Genomic DNA, 23,220 nt, shown 5'->3' with positions numbered 1-23,220 from the left:
GCCCATCCGCACTCTCTGTTCGCAGGTCGGCCGGAAACCGGCCAAAGATTCCATTAAGCCATACTCGGCCGGATCTTCTCTTAAGAGTTTGTTGGGTGGCATCCGTCAGTAATAAGCGTACTGACAAGTTTGATATAGTACAGTTTTCCCTCCCCCAACGACTCCGGGCGATATGGATACGATCCGCATTCGCGGCGCGCGCACGCACAACCTCAAAAACATCGACCTCGATCTGCCGCGTGACAAGCTGATCGTCATCACCGGCCTGTCCGGTTCGGGCAAGTCATCGCTGGCCTTCGACACCATCTATGCCGAAGGTCAACGCCGCTACGTCGAATCGTTGTCGGCCTACGCCCGGCAATTTCTGTCGATGATGGAGAAACCGGACGTCGACCACATCGAGGGTCTGTCGCCGGCCATTTCCATCGAGCAGAAATCGACCTCGCACAATCCGCGCTCCACCGTGGGCACGATTACCGAGGTCTACGATTATCTGCGCCTGCTGTACGCGCGCGTCGGCACGCCGCGATGCCCGGACCATGGCATTCCGCTCGAAGCGCAGACCGTCAGCCAGATGGTGGACAGCACGCTCGCGCTGGATGGCGAAAAGCGCTTCATGCTGCTCGCACCGGTGATCCGTGAGCGCAAGGGCGAGCACGTGCAGGTGTTCGATCAGCTGCGCGCGCAGGGCTTCGTGCGCGCACGCGTCGACGGCACTGTCTACGACCTCGATGCCGTTCCGCCGCTGACGCTGCGCCAGAAACACACCATCGAAGTGGTGATCGATCGCTTCCGTCCGCGCGACGACATCAAGCAGCGCCTGGCCGAATCGTTTGAAACCGCGCTGCGCCTGGGCGACGGTATCGCGATCGTGGTCGACATGGATGATGCGAAGGCGCCCGAGCAGTTGCTGTCCTCGCGCTACTCCTGCCCGGTGTGCGATTACTCGCTGCCCGAGCTTGAGCCGCGCCTGTTCTCGTTCAACTCGCCGGTGGGCGCCTGCCCCACCTGCGACGGCCTGGGCGTGACCCAGGTGTTCGATCCTGCCCGCGTGGTGGCGCATCCGGAGCTGTCGCTGGCCGGTGGCGCCGTGCGCGGCTGGGATCGCCGCAATGCGCATTATTTCCAGTTGATCCTGTCGCTCGCCGCGCACTACGGCTTCGACGTGGACACGCCGTGGCGCAAGCTCTCTGCGGACGTCCAGAAGGCCATCCTGTACGGCAGCGGCAAAGACAAGATCGCCTTCAAGTACATCACCGAACGTGGTGGCCGGGTGACGCGCGAGCACGCGTTCGAAGGCATCATCCCGAACATGGATCGCCGCTACAAGGAAACCGAGTCGCCGGCGGTGCGCGAGGAACTGGCCAAGTACATCAGCGACCGTCCCTGCCCCGACTGCGAAGGCCAGCGCCTGAACCGTTCGGCGCGCAATGTGTTCGTCGCCGACCACGCGCTGCCCTCGCTCACCTCGCGCTCGATCGATGACACGCTGGCGTTCTTCGAGAAGCTGACGCTCACCGGCTGGCGCGGCGAGATCGCGGTGAAGATCGTCAAGGAAATTCGCGAGCGTCTTACCTTCCTCAATGACGTGGGTCTCAACTACCTCACGCTGGATCGGCAGGCCGATTCGCTGTCGGGTGGCGAGGCGCAACGCATTCGTCTCGCCTCGCAGATCGGCGCCGGCCTGGTCGGCGTGATGTACGTGCTCGACGAGCCGTCCATCGGCCTGCACCAGCGCGACAACGAACGCCTGCTCGGCACGCTGACGCGTTTGCGCGATCTGGGCAATACGGTGATCGTTGTCGAACATGATGAAGACGCCATCCGCATGGCCGACCACGTGCTCGACATCGGTCCCGGCGCCGGCGTGCACGGCGGCGAGATCGTGGCGCAGGGATCGTTCAAGGACATGCTTGCGTCGCCGCGTTCGATCACCGGCCAGTTCCTGTCCGGCAAGCGTGGCATCCGTGTGCCCGAGGAACGCCGCCAGCAGCTGGATGCCGATTCGTGGCTGCACCTCAAGGGCGCCAGCGGCAACAACCTGAAGAACGTCGACCTGGCCATTCCGGCGGGCTTGTTCACCTGCGTCACCGGTGTGTCCGGCTCGGGCAAGTCGACCCTGATCAACGACACCTTGTTCCGTCTCGCCGCCAGCGAACTCAATGGTTCGAGTGAGCAGGCTGCTCCGTACAAGTCGGTCGAAGGGCTGGAACTGTTCGACAAGGTGGTGGACATCGACCAGTCGCCGATCGGTCGCACTCCGCGTTCCAACCCGGCCACGTATACCGGCCTGTTCACGCCACTGCGCGAACTGTTTGCGCAGGTGCCCGAAGCGCGTGCGCGCGGCTATACGCCGGGCCGCTTCAGCTTCAACGTGCGCGGCGGCCGCTGCGAGGCCTGCGAAGGCGACGGCATGATCAAGGTGGAGATGCACTTCCTGCCGGACGTGTACGTGCCCTGCGACGTCTGCCACGGCAAGCGCTACAACCGCGAAACGCTGGAAGTGCATTACAAGGGCCACACGATTGCCGACGTGCTCGACATGACGGTGGAAGATGCGTTCAAGCTGTTCGAAAACGTGCCGACCATCGCACGCAAACTCGAAACGCTGCGCGCCGTGGGCCTGGATTACATCAAGCTCGGCCAGAGCGCGACCACGCTCTCGGGTGGCGAAGCGCAGCGCGTGAAGCTGTCCAAGGAATTGTCCAAGCGCGATACCGGCCGCACGCTGTACATCCTTGACGAGCCGACCACCGGCCTGCACTTCCACGACATCGAGCAGCTGCTCGACGTGCTGCATAAGCTGGTGGACCAGGGCAACACGGTAGTGGTGATCGAGCATAATCTCGATGTGATCAAGACTGCCGACTGGCTGGTCGATCTGGGCCCGGAAGGCGGCGCCGGCGGTGGTCGCATCCTGGTCACCGGCACGCCGGAAACCGTGGCTGCCACAGCAGGCTCGCATACCGGACACTTCCTTGCCCCGCATCTGGACATGAAGCCCGCCAAGGCGGCCAAGGCCCAGAGCAATGGCAAGAGCAAACCTGCACTACGGAAGAAGACTGCATGAGTTCCACCCAACCCGTGCCTGAGCAGCGCACGCGCAAGGCCACGACGCAGGAAAGCGCCGCGGCCGTGACGGATGCCCAGGCCACCGAGGCGACGAACACGCCGTTGTTCGTCGCCCCGATTGGCGTACGCTGGCGTGATCTTGACGCGTTCAATCACGTCAACAACGCCAACTACCTCACTTACCTGGAAGAAGCGCGTCTGCAGTGGCTGCAGCACGTGCCAGGCTGGTTCAACGAGCACTCGATGCCGGTGCTGGCCGCCAGCGAAGTGAACTATCGCCGCCCGATCGAATGGCCTGCGCAGTTGAACGTGCAGCTGTTCTGCGAGCGGCTCGGCAACAGCTCGATCACGCTGGCGCACCGCATCGTCGACGCCAGCAACGATGCGCTCTATAGCGACGGCAAGGTCGTGCTGGTATGGATGGATCCCGCCACCGGCAAGCCGGTGCCGTTGCCGCCATCGATCCGCGACGCCGCGCAAGCCGGCGCTTGAACGACCCAGCCGGCATTCGGGGTTAAGCCCACCGGCACCACGGATGCCGCAGCTTCATGCGGCATCCGTACTATCAGCGGCGACCACCCGAAAGGAGTTCGACCGTGATCCCTGTTTCGCTTCGCACCCTCGCCCTTGCCATCCTCGCCAGCACCAGCGCGGGCGCCCTTGCCGCACCGGCGGCAACCTCACTGACGCTCTATCGCAGCGACGACAACGCGCTGTACAGCGCGGGCGACAACGGCTCCGTGCCATCGGGCCATGCCGTGGCGCGCGAAACGCGCCAGCTCGAACTCAAGGCCGGCACACAGGACATAAGCCTCGATGGACTGCCGCAATACGTCGACCCGGAAGCCATTGCACTGACCGTCGACGGCGACGCCGCCAAGGTGCTGTCGCAACGTCTACGCCTGGGCCAGGGCCAGTACGCCGCCTTGGGCAGCCTGATCGGACAACCCGTCGACGTGTATGGGACGAATGGCGAAGTATTGGCCAGCGGCACCCTGCTGCGCGCCGACGCCAGCGGCCTGATGGTGCGCGACACGTCCAGCGCCAACGAACGCGTTGCATTGATCCACGAATACGGCGCGGTCAAGGCGCGCGGCGTGTTCCAGGTGGGCTCCGGCCTGCAACTGCGCGTGGATGCCAGTCGCGCCGGCAAGGCCAATGCGACGTTGAGCTATTCCACCTCGGGCCTGGGTTGGCGCGCCGCCTACGTCGGCACGCTGGCGCCAGGCGACGGCTGCAAGATGCAGTTCGAATCGCGCGCCAGCATCGCCAATCGCAGCGGTCGCGACTGGAACAACGTGCAGCTGATGCTGGTGGCCGGCGAGCCACAACTGGCCCAATCCTCGGGACCGCGCCCGATGATGTTCAACGCGCGCGCCAAGACGGCCGATGCCGCGCTGCCCGAGCAATCCACGCTGGCCGACTACCGCACCTACAGCTTGCCCGGCACGGTCGACCTGCCCGATGGCAGCGTGAGCCAGGTACCGCTGTACGACACGCGGACCATCGCCTGCGAACGCACGTCGCTGTTTGAAACGGGGACCGCCTGGGTCCCACCGCAGCCCATGATCGGCCAGGATGTTTTCACCAACGGCGGCCCTGAAGGCATTTCCAGCACGCTGCAATTCCGCGCATTCGACAGCATCCCCGCCGGCAACCTGCGCGTGCTGTCGATGGATCGCAACGGCACGCCGCAACTCATTGGCAGCGGTCGCGTCAACGACACGCCCAAGGGCAGCGACGCGCATATCACCCTGGGCATGGCGTTCGATTTGCGCGCCAGCCGCGAGCGCACCACTTTCACCGTGGACAAGAACGGCCACCGCCTGGACGAGGCCTTCCGCATCACGCTCACCAATGCCGGCGACACGCCGCGCGTGGTCACTGTGCGCGAGCATCCCCAGCGCTGGCGCCAGTGGACGCTCGCCTCCTCCAGCATCAAACCGAGTGCGCAGACCACCGACACGCTGGAGTTCAAGGTGACGGTGCCGGCCAACGGCAAGGCCACGCTCGATTACGCGGTGCGCTACCAGTGGATGGCGGACGAGCATCCGCAAGGGTGAGCTGCCAGTGAAGAGGCGCGAGTAGCAAGGGAAAGCGGCGGCCAGCCGTCTTTGCTACTCTCGTCCTCCACTCCTGCCAACTCATCCGGCCACTGCCATGCTCAACCTGATCACGCACGACGCCATCGTCGAAATCAACCTGGCACGTCCGCCGGTAAACGCACTCAATGTCGACTTGCTTCGTGCGCTGCGCGATGCGGTGGACAACGCTGTTGCCGGCGGCGCGCGCGGCATCGTGCTGTCCGGCCAGCCTGGCATGTACTCGGCTGGCGTGGATGTGCCTTCGCTGCTGGGTCGCGATCGCGACGGCGTGCGTGAATTCTGGCGCGAGTTTTTCCAGACGGCGTCGACCCTGGCGATGTCGCCGATTCCCATCGTTGCGGCCATCACCGGCCACAGTCCGGCCGGCGGCGCGGTGCTGTCGCTATTCTGCGACTACCGCGTGATGGCCGAAGGTCCGTTCAAGATCGGTCTCAACGAAGTGCAGGTAGGCCTGGTGGTGCCGGAAAGCATCCAGATGGCGCTGCGTCGCATCGTTGGACCGTATCGCGCCGAACGCCTGATGGTGGCGGGCGCCATGATCGAATCCAGCGAAGCGCTGGCGGTCGGCCTGGTGGACGAACTCACCAATGTCGAACAGGTGGTGACGCGTGCCGTGGTGTGGATGCAGGGCATGCTCGCCCTGCCCTCCAACGCCATGCTCAAGACGCGTGCGATTGCACGTGCCGACCTTACGGCCGTATGGGCGCGTCCGGAGCAATTGCCGATCGATGGATTCCTCGATGCGTATTTCCATCCGGAAACGCAGGCTGTGTTGGAAAAGCTGGTTGCGCGGCTGAAGAAGAAAGACTGACCTTGTAGGAGCGCACCCTGTACGCGAACGGCGCCATGCGGCGCCGGGTCGCGCACAGGGTGCGCTCCTACAAAAACCGAGGCTCAGCCGGGCTCAGCGCCCTTGGCTACGGGCCGACTCGCATCGCTCACCCAGCCGCTCCACGACGGCGCGTAAAGACGCGAGCCGGTGAGGCCTGCATGCTCCATCGCTAGCAGGTTGTGGCAGGCGGTGACGCCCGAGCCGCACATATGCACGACGTCGCTGGGCGCATGCGCGCCGAGCAGTGTCTGGAATTCCTGGCGCAGGACATCGGCCGACTTGAAGTGGCCATCCTCTTGCAGATTTTCCGAGAAGGGCCGATTGAGCGCGCCGGGCACATGGCCACCTACCGGATCGATGGGCTCGACCTCGCCGCGATAACGCGGAACAGCACGCGCATCGAGCAACACGCGCTGCGCATCGCCGCGCAGCGCGGCGTGATCGACGATGGCTTGTTCGGCATCGAAATAGAGGCTGACCGGTTGCGGCTCGCGAACCACATCGCCCGACTCGACCGGCATGCCCGCAGCCACCCAGGCCTGGAAACCGCCATCGAGCACGGCAACGTCGCGGATGCCAGAGAGGCGCAACAGCCACCAGAGGCGAGCGGCAGCGAGCGAACCGTTGGCGGCGTCGTAGCACACGACCTGCATGCCTTCGCGCCAACCCCAGCGCGACAGGGATTCGGAGAACGCGGCTTCCAGCGGCAAGGGGTGTCTCCCCAAACCCAGCGGTTTGCGCGAGAGATCGGATAGATCGCTGTCCAGACTCGCGTAAACCGCGCCAGGGATATGCCCTTCGCGATAATCACGCTCACCCTTGCCGACATCACGTTCGCCGCTACCGGGCGCCATCAGGTCGAAACGACAATCGACGATCAACACATCGGCTGGTGCAAGCGCCACCAGTTCCTTGACGTCGATCAAGGTGGTCTTGAGTGTCATGCGCGTCCCATCCTCTGCAGGAGATTGAACACCATGGCGGCAGTGGCACCCCAGATGCGGTGGCCGCCATGCACGAATTCCACCATGTCGCGGCGGTGACCGCGGAAATCCATGGTGTAGCGTTTGAGATTGCGCGGTTCAAGGAAGAACGACAGCGGCACTTCGAATACTTCGGCCACTTCGGCCGGCGCGGGATACAGGCGCGCGTCGCCGTCGATGCGCGCGACCACCGGCGTGACGCTGTAACCGCTGATGGTTTCGAAGCGATCGAGAAAACCCAGCGGTGTCACCAGGCGGCTTTCGAGGCCAATTTCTTCTTCGCTTTCGCGCAAGGCGGTGGCAATCGCGTCGGCATCGCCGGGGTCGGTGCGACCGCCGGGAAACGCCACCTGCCCCGCGTGATCCTGCAGATGGTCGGTACGCACGGTCAACACCAGTCGCGGCTGCACGCCGTCGCGTACACCAACCAGTACGGCGGCCGGGCGACGCGGCGTGTCGCCGATCAACTGGACCATGTCCGAATGATTCCAACCCCGGCCCGTTGGCGGTGACGACAAGGGCAATACTGCGTGACTCAAGTCGGTCAGCAGCTCACCCATCACGGTCGTTTCCGCGGAGGCAGCACGTCGCGCATGTAGCGAAGTCGCTCCTGGTCATCCATGGCCCGCCATCCGGCGATTTCAACACCTGTGCGCAGGCAGCCGATGCAATAGCCGCGTTCGTCCAGCCGGCAGATGCCAATGCAAGGACTGAGGGGATTGCCGGATGGACCAGGGGTGCCGTCTGCCGCTGTCATGCTGCGAGGAACTATCAGCGCGGCACGGAGTGTGCCAGCGAAGCCCCCAGTCTATCGCAAGGGGCGCAGGCCGTCATTCGAACGCCGCCATGGGCGGCAGCGTTCAAGCGGATGCCATTACTTGATCTCGAGCAGCTCGATTTCGAACACCAGCGCTTCGTTCGGCCCGATGCGCGGCGGATCGCCCTTGATGCCATAGGCCATGGCAGGCGGCACGGTGACTTTCCACAGATCGCCGACGTGCATGCGCTGGATCACTTCCTGCCAGCCCGGGATCACCTTGTTGTTCACCACGAAACTCACCGGCGAACCATGCGCCCATGAGCTGTCGAACTCGGTGCCGTCGATCAGCATGGCGCGGAAGTTCACGGTGACCACCGAGCCTTCCGGTACCTGCCTGGTGCCGGTGCCCTGCTTCACCACTTCGTACTGGATGCCCGACGGCAGCTGGATCACGCCCGGCTTGCTGCGGTTGCGCGCCATGTAATCGGCGCTCTTGCGCGCATTGGTTTCCGCCACGCGCTTGAATTGCGCCAGCGCCTGGCTATGCATCTGCTCGTCGAGTTCGCGCAGCTGGTCGTGCATGTCGCGCATCGACACGGTGGGATGCTTTTTGGCGTAGGCGTCCTGGATCGCGCGCAGCAGCGTGGGGATATCCACGTCCGGATCGCCGTTGGCGAACTGGCTGCCGATCTGGAAACCGATGGCGTAGGACAGCTTGGTCTTGTCCAGCTTGACCTGCGACTGATCCTGCGGGGCGCCACTGACCTGAGCATGCGCCAGACCACCCCAACACAGGATGCCCAGAGCTAGCCAACGCAGTTGTGCCATGCCTTCCTCCATTGCGGCTGCAACCTGGCCATCGTAAGCGGTCCGGGCGAATCGTGCAGCGACGCCGGTCCATCCGGCGTCTGTGCCTTCGAACGCCGGAGGCGGCAAAGGTTCCCGCTGCTACCATGGCGCCTTTTCCGCCGGAGTCGAATCATGGCCTATCGCAACCTGGAAATCGCCAACCGCGGCGCGGTGCGCACCATCACCGTCAATCGCCCGGACAAGCTCAATGCGCTCAATCGGGAGACGCTCAACGAGCTGACGCTGGCCTTCACCCAGGCCGCCCAGGACGATGCGGTGCGGGTAGTCGTGTTGGCCGGCGCGGGTGAGAAGGCCTTTGTGGCCGGTGCGGACATCGCCGAGATGAATGGCTATACGCCTGTCCAGGCGCAGAGTTTCTCGCGCACCGGGCAGCGACTGATGAGCCTGGTCGAGCGACTGGGCAAGCCGGTGATCGCGCGCATCCAGGGCTTCGCCCTCGGCGGCGGCATGGAGCTGGCGATGTGCTGTCACCTGCGCGTGGCCAGCGAAAAGGCCAAGTTCGGCCAGCCCGAAATCAACCTGGGACTGATCCCCGGCTTCGGCGGCACCCAGCGCCTGCTGCGCCTGGCCGGTCGTGGCGCGGCGTTGGAGCTGTGCCTGCTGGGCGCCACCATCAACGCCCAGCGCGCCTATGAGCTGGGCGTGGTGACCCGCGTGGTCGCGCCTGAGGCGCTGGATGAAACGGTCAACGCCATGGCCGATCAGTTGGCCGCCGCCGCGCCGCTCGCCGCTGCTGGCATCCTGGACGCCGTGCTGCAGGGTGGCGAAACGAGTATCGATCAGGGTCTGGAGTTTGAAACGCAGGCGTTCGCGCTGGCCTTCGCCACCGAGGACATGCGCGAAGGCACCACGGCGTTCCTGGAAAAGCGCAAGGCGGACTTCAAGGGTCGCTAACGCAAAAAGCGACGGCCAGCGCAGGGCTGGCCGTCGTTGTCATGGCGCGGATCGGGCAGCGCTCAGTGATGGCTGCCGCGGTAATTCTTCTCGCCCGCGGTCACGGCCAGATCCAGACGGTTCTCCGGCGGAGCCAGCGGACAGGTGGCGTACGGCGTGAATGCACACGGCGGGTTGTAGGCGCGATTGAAGTCGAGCACGACCTTGCCGTCCTTCGGTAGATCCGCATACATGAAACGGGCTGCGCCATAGGTGTCCTTGCCGGACGTGCGATCGGCGATGACGAAGAACAGCGAATCGGGTTCTTCCTGGATCGGCATCAGCTCGTAGGTGTGGCCGTCGCGATGGAACACCGCCTTGCCCGGCACCTTTTCCTTGTTGACCGTGCCCAGCACCGAGCCGATCTCCAGCTCGTGCGGCGGGTCGAACGGCACCCAGTCAGCCTCGATGCGCCACGACGGATCGGGCGTGTAGTAATCCAGCCCCAGGAAGTGCGTGCGCGTGTCGGCGTTGCTGTCCTTCACGCGCAAGGCCTTGCGGCCGTCGCGCTCGATCACCAGGAAGCTGGCCGAACCGAATGCCACCACGGACGGCGCGCTGTCACCGGCGTGCATGTCGTCGACCAGCGCCGCTTCGGGCACGCTCTTGCCATCCACGGTGGCCGCGCTGTGCTTGTCGAACACGATGTGCATGCTGCCGTCCTTGGCCAGGGTCACCACGCCCAGGTGGGCCGGACCGGCCGTGAGCACGATGTCATTGTCGGCCGCGCTGCCCACGCGATTGGCGCCTTCCTTCAGCCACTCCAGGCCGATCAGGCTGAGCCAGCCATTGGGTGCGGTGAGGCCGGCAAGACGCTTGTTCTGCCAGTTGACGTTTTGCTGGGAGAAATCCGTCGCCGCAGCGGAGGTAGGGGTCTGAGCTTGCACGGTGGCAACTCCAAGGCTCAAGGCAAAGGCAAGAACGGCGGTACGCAACATGGCAGGCCCCGTCGGAATGAAACAGCAGTATGGCCGTCCATTTACAAACCGGGCAAGCGCCGCTCGGTACAGAAACTCGTCAGCGACCGCGCAGGAACAACTTGTCCAGCTCGGGCAGGCTCAGCTGGGTCCAGGTCGGACGTCCGTGATTGCACTGCCCGGAGCGCTCCGTCGCTTCCATTTCGCGCAGCAGCGCGTTCATTTCCGGAATGGTGAGGCGGCGCCCCGCACGCACCGAGCCATGGCAGGCCATGGTCGAGAGCAGCTCGTTCTCCAACTCCTGCAGGCGACGCGAACTGCCGTGCTGGGCCAGCTCGGAAAGCACGTCGCGACAGAGCTGCGCTACATCGGCGCCTTCCAGCAGGGCGGGAATGCGCCGCACCACCACACCGGACGGACCGCTGCGCGAGAGCTCCATGCCCCATTCCGCCAAGGCCTCGGCGTGTTCCTCGGCCGCGGCGGCCTCTTTCGCACTCACTGCCACATTCATCGGCACCAGCAACATCTGCGAACGCAGGTTGCTGCAGACGCGACCAGCCTTGAGCTTTTCGTAGGTGATGCGCTCATGCGCGGCGTGCATGTCCACAAGGATCAGGCCATGCGCATTTTCGGCCAGGATGTAGATGCTCTTGAGCTGCGCGATGGCGAAGCCCAGCGGCGGCGCTTCCTCTTCGGACGCGTCCGGCATCGGCGCATTGGCAGCGAACGACAACGGCGTGGACACGGTCGCGGGTTCGCCCAGTAGCGCGGCGTAGCCAGCGAGCGGCTCGTCTCGCACGCCCAGGCTCAAGCGGCTCTGGCTCAAGGCATTGGGCCATGCGGGCGCGGCGCTGGCCGATCCCGACGACGGGGCCATGCTGTAGCTGTACGACGGCGCCGCTCCCGCCATCGGCGACTCGGCAGCAGGCAGGCCGACGTTGCCTGCACGCGTCTGCGCGAGCGCTTCGTGCAGGGTGCGAAACAGGAAGTCGTGCACCAGCCGTTGTTCGCGAAAACGCACTTCACTCTTGGCCGGATGGACATTCACATCCACGCCCACCGGATCGAGTTCCAGATACAAGACGAACGCCGGATGACGGCCATGGAACAGCACGTCCGCATAGGCCTGGCGCACCGCATGCGCCACGATGCGATCGCGCACCAGCCGGCCGTTGACGTAGAAGTACTGCGAATCAGCTTGCGAACGCGAGGCGGTGGGCAGACCCACCCAGCCCGACAGATGCAGCCCGGCCGCTGCATGATCGATACGCAGGCTTTGCGCGGGGAATTCCTCGCCCAGCACTTCGGCCACGCGCTGCAAGGCGGCGCTTTCGTCGCGCGCGGCCTTGAGCATGCGCACCGGCTTGCCGTTGTGGCTCAGGCGAAATTCCACCGAGCCGCGCGCCAGGGCGAGCGATTTCAGCAGATCGTCGATATGCGCGAATTCGGTGCGCTCGGCGCGGAGAAATTTGCGGCGTGCGGGCACGTTGTAGAACAAGTCGCGCACTTCCACGCTGCTGCCCTGCGGATGCTGCGCGGGACGTGCCGCCTGCAGCTTGCCGCCATCCACTTCGATGCGGAACGCCGTGTCCAGTCCCTGCGCGCGCGAGGTCAGCGCAAAACGAGCCACCGAGGACACCGAAGCCAGCGCTTCGCCGCGAAAACCCATGCTGGCCACGTGTTCGAGATCGTCGAAGCTGCCGATCTTGCTGGTGGCGTGCGAGGCCACCGCCAGCGCCAGCTCGTCGGGCACGATGCCGCAACCGTCGTCGCGCACGCGGATCAGGCGGGAACCGCCTTGTTCGATATCCACTTCAATCCGCGTGGCGCCGGCGTCGAGGCTGTTTTCGACCAGTTCCTTCACGACGGAAGAAGGCCGTTCGATCACTTCACCGGCAGCGATCTGATTGATGAGTTCGGGAGGCAGGGGACGAATGACTGGCATCGGCGAAGCTTAGAACCTGACGGCCCCCGGCGAAAGCAGAGCGCCGCCCGGAGGCGGCGTTGTTGGTGATTCCTTGAGCAGCCGCTTCAGCCGGCGGGTATGGCCAGCATCATGCCCACGCGTACCGAACTATCGCTTTCCAACTTGTTCGCGTTCTTGATCGCGTTGACGCTGACGCCGTACTGCTTGGCGATGCTGCGCAGGCTTTCGCCCCGCTCCACCCGGTGCAGGTCCTGCACACCATCATCGGCGCGACTCCCGGCACCGGGAGTGGAGGCCATCGCCTGTGCCACGGCACGTGTGGCCTTGGCAGCGGTCTCGTCGTCGCCCTGCGAGCTGGCGACATTCGCCATGCCGTTGCGACGCGAGGCTTGCGCGGCAAACCAGCTGCCCGGCGGCGGCGTCGCCTCGAAATAGCCGCGCACGCCCGTCATCACCGCCGCGGCGAGGCGCGACTGGTGCGAAGGATCACGCAGCTTGCGCTCTTCGTCCGGATTGCTGATGAAGGCCGTCTCGACCAGGATCGAGGGCACATCCGGCGAGCGCAGCACCACGAAGTTGGCGCGCTCCACGTAGCCGCGATGGGTGGGGCCGAGATTTCCCAGCGCCTTCAGCACGTTGCCTGCCACCGATTCGCTGGCCTGCATGGAATAACCCTGCTGCAGGTCGAGCAGCACGGCCGCCAGGCCGTCGTTCTTGTCGTCCAGCGTCACGCCGCCGATCAGGTCGGCCCGGTTCTGGCCGTCGGCCAGCCAGCGCGCCGCCATGCTGGTCTTGCCGCGTGGCGAGAGCACCCACACGGACGAACCCTTGGCGTCGCCGTTGATGAAGGCGTCGGCGTGGATCGAGACGAACAGGTCGGCCGAGTTATTGCGCGCGATCTGGTAACGCTGCGCCAGCGGGATGAAGAAGTCGGCGTTGCGGGTGAGCACAGCTCGCATGCCGGGCTGCTGGTTGATCTGGTCCGCCAGCTGGCGCGCCACCGCGAGGGTGACGTTCTTCTCCAGCGTTCCGCCCGGACCGTGAGCGCCCGGGTCATCGCCGCCATGACCGGCATCGATGGCGATCACCACCTTGCGCTCGCCATTGAGCAGGCTGGCTGCCGCACGCGTCGAGGCCATGCCGCTCTGGGTCGGCTTCAACGAGGAGCGGGTCGAGCTGCGCGACTCGGGCATGGGTGCCGGCGGCGGCATGGCAGCCGGTGGCGGAGCAGCTTCGGGCGCTGCGGCAGCCGAGGCGGAGGCGCTGTCGCCGTCGTCATCCGATGGGGCGGCAGCCGGGATGGGAATATTCGGTACAGGCCGCTTTTCCGGCGACGAGGCCTTAGCCACCGAGCCGCTGCCCGGATAAAGATCGACCACCAAGCGGTAGCCGTACTCCGCCTGCGGCTTGAGCAGGAAGCTTTTGACGTTGCTCGAGGGATCGACCTTGGCGGTCAGGCGGACGTTATTGCCCTGCTTGGCGCCGCTCATGCCCTTGTACAGGCCCGTGGCCGCCGGGTAATTGAAGCCGCCAACGACCGAGCTGCCGTTGATGTCCACCGTAAGCTCGTCGCCGTCCTGGTCGACCTTGTAGGTGACCGGGCCGGAAACATCGAGCACCACGCGGGTGTATTCGGGGCCTGCCCAGACGCGGGCGGACTTCACATCGGCCGCTCTGGCCACGCAAAAAGGCACCATGGCCAGCATGGCCACGGCACTGAGCAGAGCAGGATGCGTCCTATATCCCTTCATGGAGCGGAATTGAAGCCCACCCGCCCGGGGATTGCAATAGGTTTTCCCTTGAATATCCATAACCTGCGTAAGTTTTGTCAGGCGACATCCAGCTATCGGCCGCAAGCCACGCAAACTGAAGGCGAATTCCCTTATGCCTGCCGAGGAAAAAATCTCAGCAAGTACCGATACTTAGGTGATTCGGGCCGCGTTTACGTCAGGCCAGACGCGAGGTGACCGCCGCGCCGCGGGGGGTGCGCACTTCCATGCGGGCATGGCGCCCGCTCCCGGCATAACTGAGGTGCACGACCAGGTCAGGGGCCGGCAAGGCGCCTGCACCACGCTCGGGCCATTCCACCAGCACCAGGGCCGAGGGATCGGACAGCGCGTCCAGACCCAGCCATTCCAGCTCACCGGGATCGGCAATGCGGTAAAGGTCCAGATGCCAGGCCGGCCGTCCGTTGGCGCGATAGGACTCGACCAGGCTATAGGTCGGGCTCTTGATGCGCTCGCCCACGCCCAGGGCGCCGAGCAGTGCACGGGCAAAGCTGGTCTTGCCGGCGCCCAGGTCGCCATGCAGATAGACCACCAGGCCATCATCGAGCGCGCCGGCCAGGCGGGTGGCCAGCGCGGCGGTGGTGGCTTCGTCGGGGAGATTCCAGCTCGGTTCCGTCATGCGTCGATTCCGTTGAGCAGCCGGCGCAGCGGCTCCAGCAAGTCGCTGGCGATCAATCCACGCTCACCGCCGTGACGGGCCGCCAGATCGCCCGCGCGGGCATGCAGGGCAACACCCAGTGTCGCGGCCTGCCAGGCGTCGCAGCCTTGCGCCAGCAGCGCGGCGACGATGCCGGTCAGCAGATCCCCCATGCCGCCGCTGGCCATGCCCGGATTGCCCCAGGGACATACGGCAACACGCCCGTGCGGATCGGCCACCAGACTACCTGCGCCCTTCAGCACCGCGACGACCCGATAGCGCCTGGCCAGTTCGCGCACGGCCGCAAAACGGTCGGCCGCGATGGCCTTGGTATCGCATCCCAGCAGGCGCGCTGCCTCGCCGGGATGCGGCGTGATCACCGCCGGGCGGGAGAACTCGCACGGCTCAAGCGCGAGCAGATTCAGGCCGTCCGCATCGAGCACCAGCGGCAGATCGGCGTCGAGCGCGGTCAACCACAGTGCATGCCCCCACGCTCCCTGCCCCAGTCCGGGTCCCACGGCGAGCACGCTGGCACGCGGCAGCAAGGCCTCCAGCGCCTGCGGCCCGTTTACCTCATGGGCCATCAGCTCCGGCCGGGCGCTGTTGAGTGCGATCAGATGTTCGGCACGGGTCGCGACGCTGACCAGTCCGGCGCCACCGCGCAGGGCCGCTTCGCCGCACAAGCGGATCGCACCGGCCGTGCCGTGATCGCCGCCGATGGCCAGCACGTGCCCGTTATTGCCCTTGTGCGATTGTCGCGCACGCGGCGGCAGCGTCCACGGCTGCATCAGTTCTGCATCCGCACGGGCGTGCTGCCAAAGCGTTTCCGGCAAGCCCAACGACTCCAACTGCACGGTTCCCACATAGCCCGGCGCCAGCCCCGTATAGAGCCCGCGTTTGGGCGCGATGAAGGTCACGGTGACGCTGGCCTGCACCGCCTCGCCCGGCACATCACCGGTATCGGCATTGACGCCCGAGGGCACGTCCAACGCCAACACCGGCGCGCCGGTCGCATGTATGTGCCGGACCAGCGCAGCGACCTCGGTTGCCAGCGCGCGTTGCAGGCCGGTGCCGTACAAGGCATCGACATGCACATCGACCGACGGAAGCGCGACGGCGTCGCTCCACACGTGCACCGTACCGCCGCCGTGCTCGAACTCGCGACGCGCGCGACCAGCGTCGTCGCCACGGCTCTCGCCCAGCGCAAAAACGTCGGCATGCAGTCCGGCCTCACGCGCCAGCGCCGCCAGCAGGAAGCCGTCGCCACCGTTGTTGCCGGGGCCGCAGTACACCGCGATGCGCCGCGCCTGCGGCCAATGCTGGCGCAGGCATACCAGCGCGGCAGCGGCGGCGCGCTGCATCAGTTCGTAACCGGGAATGCCGAGCTCTTCGATGGCGCGGCGATCGAGCGCTCGCACCTGTTCGACGGTATAGAGCTCGTGACGATGGGCGTGGGCAGTCATGCGGGGAATTATAGGCATGCCGGCGCAGGCCTTAGCGCACATACCGCCTACAATAGCCGCATGTCCTCCGTTGCCGCTCCACCTGCCGACTACGCTGCGCTTGCGCTCGATATCAAGCGCTGGGCGCAGGAGCTCGGCTTTGCCGATTGCGGCATCGCCGGCACCGAGCTGGGCGAGGACGAGGTGCACCTGAAGCGTTGGCTGGACGACGGCCATCACGGCGAGATGGATTACATGGCCCGCCACGGCGACAAACGCAGCCGTCCGGCGGAACTGGAACCGGGCACGCTTCGCGTCGTTTCCGTGCGCATGGATTACATTCCGCCGGGCACGCGCAACGCGTGGAATGTCCTGGGCGATGCCGAGGCTGGTTATGTCGCGCGCTATGCGTTGGGCCGCGACTATCACAAGCTCATGCGCAACCGCTTGCAGAAGTTGGCCGAGCGCATTCATGGCGCCATCGGCGACTTCGGCTATCGCGCCTTCGTCGATTCGGCCCCCGTGCTCGAAAAAGCGCTCGCCCGAAATGCGGGACTGGGCTGGATCGGCAAGCACACCGTGCTGATCAACCGCGGCGCCGGTTCGTACTTCTTCCTCGGCGAGCTCTACACCAATCTGCCACTGCCGGTGGACGCACCTGCCAGCGCGCACTGCGGGAGCTGCCGTCGCTGCATCGATATCTGCCCTACCCAGGCGATCGTCGCGCCATACAAGCTCGATGCGCGACGCTGCATTTCGTATCTCACCATCGAATTGCGCGGAAGTATTCCCGAGGAACTACGCGAGCCGATCGGCAACCGCATTTTCGGCTGCGACGATTGCCAGCTGATCTGTCCCTGGAACAAGTTTGCGCAGGATGCGACTGAACCGGATTTCGCGCCGCGTCATCGGCTTGATGGCGCGAAGCTGGTGGAGCTGTTCGGCTGGAGCGAGCAGGAATTTCTGCAGCGCACGGAAGGCATGGCCATCCGTCGCACCGGTTACGAAGGCTGGCTGCGCAATATCGCGGTGGCGCTGGGCAATGCGCCTCATTCGGATGAAGTGCGGGATCGGGCCTGTCGCGCACAGGGTGCGCTCCCACAGTTCCTATTTATTAGACCTTGCGGCGTGCCTGGATTTCTTCAATCAGCGCCTGCGTGGACGAATCCAGTCCTGCGACCTTCTTCGCCCCGCCCTCTTCCAACGCCGGCAGAATCTGCCGCGCAATCGACTTGCCCAGCTCCACGCCCCACTGATCGAACGCGTTGACACCCCACAGGTGGCCAAGCATGAACACCTTGTGCTCGTACAACGCGATCAGTGCACCGAGGCTTTCCGGCGTGAGCGCGTCCAGCAGCATCACCGTGCTGGGTCTATCGCCCGGGAAAGTGCGCTGCGCGGCCAGCACGCGACGCTCTTCGTCAGTACCCGACTTCGCTTCGGCGAGCGCTTCGTCGAACGTCTTGCCCAGCGCAAGCGCAGCCGCCTGGGCGAGCAAGTTCGACAACAGCGCCTCGTGGTTTGCGGTGAGATCGTGCGCCGGCTTCACCACGCCGATGAACTCCAGCGGCACCACATCGGTGCCCTGGTGCAGGGACTGGAAATACGCGTGCTGCGCATTGGTGCCCACGCTGCCCCACACCACCGCCGAGGTCGGCTGCGCCACCGGCTGGCCTTGCTTGGTGACCTGCTTGCCCAGGCTCTCCATTTCGAGCTGCTGGAGATAGGAGGTGAGATCAGTCAGCAGGTCCGCGTACGGGATGACAGCGCGACTGCCGCGACCTTGCACGTCGCGGTTCCAGTACTCGACCAGACTCAACAGCACCGGCAGGTTTTCCGACCACGCCGCGCTGCGGAAATGGTCGTCCACGAGCGCCGCGCCCTTGAGCAACTCATGGAAGTTGTACGAACCAATCGCCAGCGCGAGCGACAGGCCCACGGCCGACCACACGGAAAAGCGGCCACCGACAAAATCCCACATCGGATAAACCTGTGCCGCCGGAATGCCCCACTTTTCCGCCTCGGCGACATTGGCGCTCACGGCGAGAAAGTGGCGCGACACGGCAGCCTGGTCGCCGTCGTAGGCGCGGCTGATCCACTCGCGCATCACGTTGCCGTTGAGCAAGGTTTCCTGCGTGGTGAAGGTCTTGGAGACCACGATCACCAGCGTGCGCTTGGGATCGAGCTGATGCATCAGCTCGTAGGCGGACTGGCCGTCCACATTGGTGAGGAAATGACTGCGCAGCCCCGGCACGTGATACGGCGTGAGCGCGCGGGCAGCGAGGCGCGGCCCGAGGTCCGAGCCGCCGATGCCGATGTTCACGATGTCGGTGATGCCGGGCGCCACGCCGAAGGCGCTGGCGTCGCCGAGCTCCACGGCCTTGACCAGCGCATCGATGCGCTTGAGCGTGGCGTCGATTTCCTTGAGCGCATCGCGCGGTGCGGGCGAAGGCAATTGCGAACCGCCGGCGCGCAGCGCGGTGTGCAGCACCGCACGGTCTTCGGAGGTATTGATGGGCTGGCCGGAGAACATCGCATCGCGCGCTACCTGCCAGCCGCTGGCTTCGACGTGCGCGCCGAGAGCGTCTAACGCGGCCTGGTCGAGCTTCTGGCGACTAAGGTCCAGCAGGATTGGCCCGAGGCGATGGCGCAGGCGCTTGCCGCGGGCGGCGTCCTTCAGCAATTCCCGCAGGTGCGTGCCTGCGAGCCGGTCAACGTGTTCTGCGAGAAAAGACGGACGGCGCTCGGACGACATGGGAACTCATGCTCGGCGAAGGGGGACGTCGATCTTACGCAGCTTCGCGCACCCTTTGCCAGCAGATTGTTGCACCGCACCCAGGCCCCGCCCTGAGGCGAGGCGCAAAGCGTCAGGCCGCGGCCATCTGCTTGGGAATCGACCGATTGGTGTGCGAGATGGCGTTGTTGGCGTCCACGTACACCAGGGTCGGCTGGAACTGCTCGAGCTCGGCCTCGGACAGCTGGCAGAACGCGGCAATGATCACCAGGTCGCCCGGCTGTGCGCGGTGCGCGGCGCTGCCGTTCACCGAGATGATGCCCGAGCCTTCCTCGGCGCGCAGCGCGTAAGTGACGAAGCGCTTGCCGTTGTTGATATTCCACGCATGGATCTGCTCGTACTCGCGAATGCCGGAGGCATCGAGCAACAGGCCGTCGATGGCGATGGAGCCTTCGTAATGGAGCTCGGCATGGGTCACCGTCGCACGGTGAATCTTGGCCTTGAGCATGTTCAGGTTCATGACTTCAGTTTCCGGCAGGAATTGCCCGCGTAGCCCACTATTATCCCGCCGAGACGCGCCGCGTCGCAACATGGGGTCCCGGCAGGCCCTTGATGGGGTCGGTCAGTCGAAAGGCAAGTTGTCGATCAGGCGGGTCGAGCCCAGCCGGGCCGCGATCAGGGCGACCAGGCCTTCGGTCTCGCCGTCGACCGGTTCAGCCAGGTCTTCGGAGCGCCGAATGACGGCGTAATCAGGGTCGAAACCGGCCCGGGCAAGCTTGGAAGCCGCCGCCTGCTCCACCACCGACCAGGCGTGCCCCTTGGCGATGAGATCGCGCATCTGCTGCAGGGTGGCGTAGATCTGCGGCGCCAGGGTGCGGTGCTCGGCCGAGAGGTACTGGTTTCGCGAGCTCAAGGCGAGGCCGTCCTCGGCACGCAGCGTGGGCGCCGCAATGATCTTCACCGGCAGCGAGAGATCGCGAACCATCCGCTCGATCACCTTGAGCTGCTGGAAATCCTTCTGGCCAAACACGGCCAGATCCGGCTCCACCAGGTTGAACAGCTTGCACACCACCGTAGCCACGCCGTCGAAATGCCCCGGGCGATGGGCACCCTCGAGCGTTTCGGTGAGTTGCGGCACATGGATGCTCACGCTGTTCTGCGCGCCGAACGGGTACAGCGTGGGCACTTCCGGGGCAAACAGCAGGTCGCAGTCCTGTTCGGCCAACCCCACCTGATCCTGCACCAGGGTGCGCGGATAACGCTCGAAGTCTTCGTTCGGGCCGAACTGGGTGGGATTGACGAACACGCTGGCCACTACCCGATCGGCGCGGGCTCGGGCCAGTTTGATCAACGAATGGTGACCGGCGTGCAGGTTACCCAGGGTGGGCACGAAACCCACCGTAAGGCCCTGGCCGCGCCAGCCGCGGATGGTGGCGCGGAGCGCCGCGGCATCTTGCACAGTCTGCATGTCTTTGAGCTCTGCTGCCTCAGTCGAAGCAATGTTCCGGCGCCGGGAAGGCGCCACTGCGCACATCCTCGGCATAGGCCGCGATCGCCGCAGCCACAGAGTCGCGTCCTGCGAGGAAATCCTTGCTGAACTTGGGTCGCTTGCCGGGCGTCACCGCCAGCATGTCGTGGATCACCAGCACCTGCCCGTCGCAATGCGGGCCGGCGCCGATGCCAATGGTAGGAATGGACACAGCCTGCGTGATGCGCTCGCCCAGTGCGGTGGGAATGCCTTCCAGCACGAGCAGGTCGGCGCCCGCGGCTTCCACCGCCTTGGCGTCCTCGACCAGGCGGTCGGCGGCGTCCTGCGCGCGGCCCTGGATACGGAAACCGCCGAACTTGTGCACCGATTGCGGCGTCAGGCCCAGGTGCGCGCATACCGGAATGGCGCGCTCGACCAGCGCGGTGATCACTTCGAGAATATGCGGCGAGGCGCCCTCGATCTTCACCATCGCAGCGCCACCCTCGCCCACCAGCTGCGCGCCGGCTTCCAACGCGTGGGCGACATCGCGATCGGCCATGAACGGGAAGTCGGCGATGAGCAAAGTGGCATTGAGTCCGCGCGACACGATGCTGGTGTGATAGACCATGTGGTCCAGCGTCACCGGCAGCGTGCTCTTGTGGCCCTGGATCACCATGCCAAGCGAGTCGCCCACCAGCGCCACGTCGACGCCAGCCATTTCCAATTGCGCCGCGAAACTCGCGTCGTAACAGGTGAGCATGACGATGCGTTGGCCTGCTTCCTTCATCGCGCGCAACGCCGGCACGGTGACCGGCTTGCGCGTGGGGGCGTTCGCTTTTTGCGAGTACACGACAATTCCCTAGAACGGAGGCAGGCGCGGATTATCCCGCGTGTGGCGTGAAGGGCTCAAGGCAGACGCTCGCAACCGGTGGTTTCGATGCCTGCCAGCAGATCCGCCACCTTGCCCTGGCCCGGCAACTCCAGCGTCGGCGCCAGGTCGTTCAGTGGCAACAGTACAAAAGCACGCTCAGCCATGCGCGGATGAGGCAGCGTCAGGCGATCGTCCGATAGCACGACGCCGTCCATGTGCAGCACATCGAGATCAAGCGTGCGCGGGCCCCAGCGCTCGCCATCGCGCACCCGGCCGGCATCGCGCTCGATCTTCAGCAAGGCATCGAGCAGCTGGTGCGGCGTCAGTCCGGTATCGATCTGAGCGACCGCATTGATGAAGGCAGGTTGATCGAGCACGCCCCAGGGAGGCGTGAGATACAGCGCTGAGCGGGCGAGCAAGCGGGTTTGCGGGAGTGCATCCAGCGCGCCGAACGCGCCCAGCACGTGTCCTTGCGCGTCGCCTAGATTGCTGCCCAACGCAATGAACGCAACCGTCACGCGGGATCCGACTTGTTGCCCGCCTTCGAGCTCGGCTTGCGACGACGGCGCTTGCGCGGCTTGGCGGCCGGCGCAGCGCTTTCCACTGCCGAACCCGACGCGCTGCCCGACAAGGCCGCCGCCAGCGTTTCGTGCGGCAACTGCTGCGCGTGCTGCCACCATGCGCCGAGCTCGCGCACCGCGGGGGATTCCTCCGCACGCAGCAGCAGGAAGTCGAAGGCGGCACGGAAACGCGGATGCGTCATCAGGCGGAATACGCGCTTGCGCTGCACTTGTTCAAAGCGCGGCTGCATGCCCCAGATTTCTTCCATGGTCAGCGTGAAACGACGCGGGATCGCCACGCGCTGGCATTGCTCGACGATGACGTGGGTGGCGGCGCGTTCCCACGCGGCCACTGGCTCCATGCCCTTGGTGATCCAGGTATGCGCCAGATCGCGCACTTCGCCCCACAGCAGCACGGCGAACAGGAAGGCCGGCGTCACCGACTTACCTTCGGCGACGCGTGCATCGGTATTGGCCAGGCCCTGCTCGATCAGCGCACGCAGCGCCTTGTCGCCGCGCTTGAGCGCGCGTGCCGTGGCCGGAAACATGAACTTCAGCAGGCCGGTCTGTTCGAGCATGTGGAAGCTCTTGAGGCCATGCCCTGACAGGAACAGCTTGAGCGACTCGTCGAACAAGCGCGCCGGCGCAGCGTCGGCCAGCAGTGGCCCGAGCTCGTCGAACGGCGCCGCGGCGGCCGCGTCGATGCGGAAATTGAGCTTGGCCGCGAGGCGCACGGCACGCAGCATGCGCACGGGATCTTCGCGGTAGCGCGTTTCCGGATCGCCGATCAGGTGCAGCACGCGGTCCTGCACGTCCTGCATGCCGCCGACATAGTCGCGCACCGAGAAATCGCTGATGTCGTAGTACAGCGCGTTGACGCGGAAGTCGCGACGGATCGCGTCCTCTTCGATCGAGCCCCACACGTTGTCGCGCACGATGCGGCCGTCGACGATGTGGCGATCGCCCTCGCCTTCTTCTTCGCCGGTGCCACGGAAGGTGGCCACTTCGATGATTTCCGGACCGTACACCACGTGGGCCAGCCGGAAACGGCGGCCGATCAGGCGCGAATTGCGGAAGAGTTTCTTGACCTCGTCGGGCGTGGCGTTGGTGGCCACGTCGAAGTCCTTGGGATGACCGCCCAGCAGCAGGTCGCGAACGGCGCCTCCCACCAGATAGGCCTGGTAGCCGGCCTCGTTGAGGCGATAGAGCACGCGCAGCGCTGCCTTGCTGATGTTCTTGCGCGAAATCACGTGCTGCTCGCGCGGGATGATGCGCAATGCAGGCGTGGCGTTGGTCCTTGCGTCGTGATTCAAGCGGTCTGG

20 protein-coding genes and 1 pseudogene are annotated in these 23,220 nt (G+C 65.4%); 6 read left to right on the top strand and 15 right to left on the bottom strand.

What is annotated here, in order from left to right; translation table 11 throughout:
• Window positions 1–172 precede the first annotated feature (172 nt).
• The 4 genes from uvrA (at window position 173) to AC1DE1_RS14680 (ending at window position 5,988) form a co-directional block, all read left to right on the top strand.
• Complete coding sequence (gene uvrA / locus AC1DE1_RS14695; RefSeq protein ID WP_477176381.1) at window positions 173–3,070, top strand: excinuclease ABC subunit UvrA; 2,898 nt, start codon at window positions 173–175, stop codon at window positions 3,068–3,070.
• Window positions 3,067–3,564 (top strand): acyl-CoA thioesterase, encoded by a 498-nt coding sequence (locus AC1DE1_RS14690; RefSeq protein WP_441605188.1) that lies wholly within the window; start codon window positions 3,067–3,069, stop codon window positions 3,562–3,564. The genes uvrA and AC1DE1_RS14690 overlap by 4 nt, the downstream gene beginning before the upstream one ends.
• 104 nt (window positions 3,565–3,668) lie before the next feature.
• Window positions 3,669–5,135, top strand: a complete 1,467-nt coding sequence (locus AC1DE1_RS14685; protein WP_477176380.1) for a DUF4139 domain-containing protein — start codon at window positions 3,669–3,671, stop codon at window positions 5,133–5,135.
• 97 nt (window positions 5,136–5,232) lie between these two features.
• Window positions 5,233–5,988, top strand: coding sequence for an enoyl-CoA hydratase/isomerase family protein (locus AC1DE1_RS14680; protein ID WP_477176379.1), 756 nt, complete (start codon window positions 5,233–5,235; stop codon window positions 5,986–5,988).
• Window positions 5,989–6,071: 83 nt separating this feature from the next.
• On the opposite strand, the gene AC1DE1_RS14675 is transcribed toward AC1DE1_RS14680, so the two are convergent.
• The 4 genes from AC1DE1_RS14675 to AC1DE1_RS14660 all read right to left on the bottom strand — a co-directional run bounded on the left by AC1DE1_RS14675 (window position 6,072) and on the right by AC1DE1_RS14660 (window position 8,580).
• The gene (locus AC1DE1_RS14675) at window positions 6,072–6,953 is read right to left on the bottom strand and encodes a sulfurtransferase (protein WP_477176378.1); all 882 of its coding nucleotides are present in this window, start codon (window positions 6,951–6,953) and stop codon (window positions 6,072–6,074) included.
• Window positions 6,950–7,468 (bottom strand): CoA pyrophosphatase, encoded by a 519-nt coding sequence (locus AC1DE1_RS14670; protein ID WP_441605184.1) that lies wholly within the window; start codon window positions 7,466–7,468, stop codon window positions 6,950–6,952. The genes AC1DE1_RS14675 and AC1DE1_RS14670 overlap by 4 nt, the downstream gene beginning before the upstream one ends.
• A gap of 83 nt (window positions 7,469–7,551) precedes the next feature.
• Window positions 7,552–7,749, bottom strand: coding sequence for a DUF1289 domain-containing protein (locus AC1DE1_RS14665; RefSeq protein WP_441605183.1), 198 nt, complete (start codon window positions 7,747–7,749; stop codon window positions 7,552–7,554).
• A 117-nt stretch (window positions 7,750–7,866) separates the two neighbouring features.
• Entirely contained in the window at window positions 7,867–8,580 is a 714-nt protein-coding gene (locus AC1DE1_RS14660; RefSeq protein WP_441605182.1) for an FKBP-type peptidyl-prolyl cis-trans isomerase, read from the bottom strand.
• 153 nt (window positions 8,581–8,733) lie between these two features.
• Here AC1DE1_RS14660 and AC1DE1_RS14655 point away from each other — a divergent pair, with 153 nt between their 5' ends.
• The gene (locus AC1DE1_RS14655; protein ID WP_441605181.1) at window positions 8,734–9,516 is read left to right on the top strand and encodes an enoyl-CoA hydratase-related protein; all 783 of its coding nucleotides are present in this window, start codon (window positions 8,734–8,736) and stop codon (window positions 9,514–9,516) included.
• 62 nt (window positions 9,517–9,578) lie between these two features.
• On the opposite strand, the gene AC1DE1_RS14650 is transcribed toward AC1DE1_RS14655, so the two are convergent.
• The 5 genes from AC1DE1_RS14650 to AC1DE1_RS14630 all read right to left on the bottom strand — a co-directional run bounded on the left by AC1DE1_RS14650 (window position 9,579) and on the right by AC1DE1_RS14630 (window position 16,286).
• Window positions 9,579–10,493 (bottom strand): DUF1684 domain-containing protein, encoded by a 915-nt coding sequence (locus AC1DE1_RS14650; protein WP_477176377.1) that lies wholly within the window; start codon window positions 10,491–10,493, stop codon window positions 9,579–9,581.
• Window positions 10,494–10,572: 79 nt separating this feature from the next.
• The gene (gene mutL / locus AC1DE1_RS14645; RefSeq protein ID WP_477176376.1) at window positions 10,573–12,417 is read right to left on the bottom strand and encodes a DNA mismatch repair endonuclease MutL; all 1,845 of its coding nucleotides are present in this window, start codon (window positions 12,415–12,417) and stop codon (window positions 10,573–10,575) included.
• Between the two features lie 86 nt (window positions 12,418–12,503).
• On the bottom strand, window positions 12,504–14,150 hold the full coding sequence (locus AC1DE1_RS14640; RefSeq protein WP_477176375.1) for an N-acetylmuramoyl-L-alanine amidase: 1,647 nt from the start codon (window positions 14,148–14,150) through the stop codon (window positions 12,504–12,506).
• 196 nt (window positions 14,151–14,346) lie between these two features.
• Entirely contained in the window at window positions 14,347–14,805 is a 459-nt protein-coding gene (tsaE, locus tag AC1DE1_RS14635; protein WP_441605177.1) for a tRNA (adenosine(37)-N6)-threonylcarbamoyltransferase complex ATPase subunit type 1 TsaE, read from the bottom strand.
• Window positions 14,802–16,286, bottom strand: coding sequence for an NAD(P)H-hydrate dehydratase (locus AC1DE1_RS14630; RefSeq protein WP_477176374.1), 1,485 nt, complete (start codon window positions 16,284–16,286; stop codon window positions 14,802–14,804). Before AC1DE1_RS14630 ends, tsaE begins: the two co-directional genes overlap by 4 nt.
• 60 nt (window positions 16,287–16,346) lie before the next feature.
• Here AC1DE1_RS14630 and queG point away from each other — a divergent pair, with 60 nt between their 5' ends.
• A complete protein-coding gene (queG, locus tag AC1DE1_RS14625) occupies window positions 16,347–17,534 on the top strand; it encodes a tRNA epoxyqueuosine(34) reductase QueG (RefSeq protein WP_477179123.1) in 1,188 nt (395 codons plus the stop codon).
• On the opposite strand, the pseudogene pgi reads toward queG, so the two are convergent.
• The 6 genes and pseudogenes from pgi to pcnB all read right to left on the bottom strand — a co-directional run.
• Window positions 17,449–19,020: pseudogene (gene pgi / locus AC1DE1_RS14620) on the bottom strand (glucose-6-phosphate isomerase); the annotation flags it as partial. The gene queG and the pseudogene pgi sit on opposite strands and share 86 nt — an antisense overlap.
• Window positions 19,021–19,132: 112 nt before the next feature.
• Window positions 19,133–19,519: an aspartate 1-decarboxylase gene (panD, locus tag AC1DE1_RS14615; RefSeq protein WP_046971832.1), complete on the bottom strand. Its 387-nt coding sequence runs from the start codon at window positions 19,517–19,519 to the stop codon at window positions 19,133–19,135.
• 102 nt (window positions 19,520–19,621) lie between these two features.
• Window positions 19,622–20,467: a pantoate--beta-alanine ligase gene (gene panC / locus AC1DE1_RS14610; RefSeq protein ID WP_441605173.1), complete on the bottom strand. Its 846-nt coding sequence runs from the start codon at window positions 20,465–20,467 to the stop codon at window positions 19,622–19,624.
• A 19-nt stretch (window positions 20,468–20,486) separates the two neighbouring features.
• On the bottom strand, window positions 20,487–21,317 hold the full coding sequence (gene panB, locus AC1DE1_RS14605) for a 3-methyl-2-oxobutanoate hydroxymethyltransferase (protein WP_477176372.1): 831 nt from the start codon (window positions 21,315–21,317) through the stop codon (window positions 20,487–20,489).
• A 56-nt stretch (window positions 21,318–21,373) separates the two neighbouring features.
• On the bottom strand, window positions 21,374–21,856 hold the full coding sequence (gene folK, locus AC1DE1_RS14600) for a 2-amino-4-hydroxy-6-hydroxymethyldihydropteridine diphosphokinase (protein WP_441605171.1): 483 nt from the start codon (window positions 21,854–21,856) through the stop codon (window positions 21,374–21,376).
• Entirely contained in the window at window positions 21,853–23,211 is a 1,359-nt protein-coding gene (pcnB, locus tag AC1DE1_RS14595; protein WP_477176371.1) for a polynucleotide adenylyltransferase PcnB, read from the bottom strand. Before pcnB ends, folK begins: the two co-directional genes overlap by 4 nt.
• Window positions 23,212–23,220 lie beyond the last annotated feature (9 nt).

This window comes from Dyella sp. 05T440, from assembly GCF_056395965.1.
Note: the sequence above shows the minus strand (reverse complement) of the source record. Positions and strands in the feature narration are given on the sequence as shown.

Excerpts from the sequence above, each read along its gene's own strand:
- AC1DE1_RS14675 (WP_477176378.1), bottom strand. The coding sequence starts at position 6,953 with ATGACACTCAAGACCACCTTGATCGACGTCAAGGAACTGGTGGCGCTT.
- queG (WP_477179123.1), top strand. The coding sequence starts at position 16,347 with ATGTCCTCCGTTGCCGCTCCACCTGCCGACTACGCTGCGCTTGCGCTC.
- AC1DE1_RS14650 (WP_477176377.1), bottom strand. The coding sequence starts at position 10,493 with ATGTTGCGTACCGCCGTTCTTGCCTTTGCCTTGAGCCTTGGAGTTGCC.
- AC1DE1_RS14665 (WP_441605183.1), bottom strand. The coding sequence starts at position 7,749 with ATGACAGCGGCAGACGGCACCCCTGGTCCATCCGGCAATCCCCTCAGT.
- panC (WP_441605173.1), bottom strand. The coding sequence starts at position 20,467 with ATGCAGACTGTGCAAGATGCCGCGGCGCTCCGCGCCACCATCCGCGGC.
- AC1DE1_RS14640 (WP_477176375.1), bottom strand. The coding sequence starts at position 14,150 with ATGAAGGGATATAGGACGCATCCTGCTCTGCTCAGTGCCGTGGCCATG.
- uvrA (WP_477176381.1), top strand. The coding sequence starts at position 173 with ATGGATACGATCCGCATTCGCGGCGCGCGCACGCACAACCTCAAAAAC.
- AC1DE1_RS14660 (WP_441605182.1), bottom strand. The coding sequence starts at position 8,580 with ATGGCACAACTGCGTTGGCTAGCTCTGGGCATCCTGTGTTGGGGTGGT.
- AC1DE1_RS14655 (WP_441605181.1), top strand. The coding sequence starts at position 8,734 with ATGGCCTATCGCAACCTGGAAATCGCCAACCGCGGCGCGGTGCGCACC.
- AC1DE1_RS14630 (WP_477176374.1), bottom strand. The coding sequence starts at position 16,286 with ATGACTGCCCACGCCCATCGTCACGAGCTCTATACCGTCGAACAGGTG.
- AC1DE1_RS14670 (WP_441605184.1), bottom strand. The coding sequence starts at position 7,468 with ATGGTCCAGTTGATCGGCGACACGCCGCGTCGCCCGGCCGCCGTACTG.
- AC1DE1_RS14690 (WP_441605188.1), top strand. The coding sequence starts at position 3,067 with ATGAGTTCCACCCAACCCGTGCCTGAGCAGCGCACGCGCAAGGCCACG.
- mutL (WP_477176376.1), bottom strand. The coding sequence starts at position 12,417 with ATGCCAGTCATTCGTCCCCTGCCTCCCGAACTCATCAATCAGATCGCT.
- AC1DE1_RS14680 (WP_477176379.1), top strand. The coding sequence starts at position 5,233 with ATGCTCAACCTGATCACGCACGACGCCATCGTCGAAATCAACCTGGCA.
- panD (WP_046971832.1), bottom strand. The coding sequence starts at position 19,519 with ATGAACCTGAACATGCTCAAGGCCAAGATTCACCGTGCGACGGTGACC.
- tsaE (WP_441605177.1), bottom strand. The coding sequence starts at position 14,805 with ATGACGGAACCGAGCTGGAATCTCCCCGACGAAGCCACCACCGCCGCG.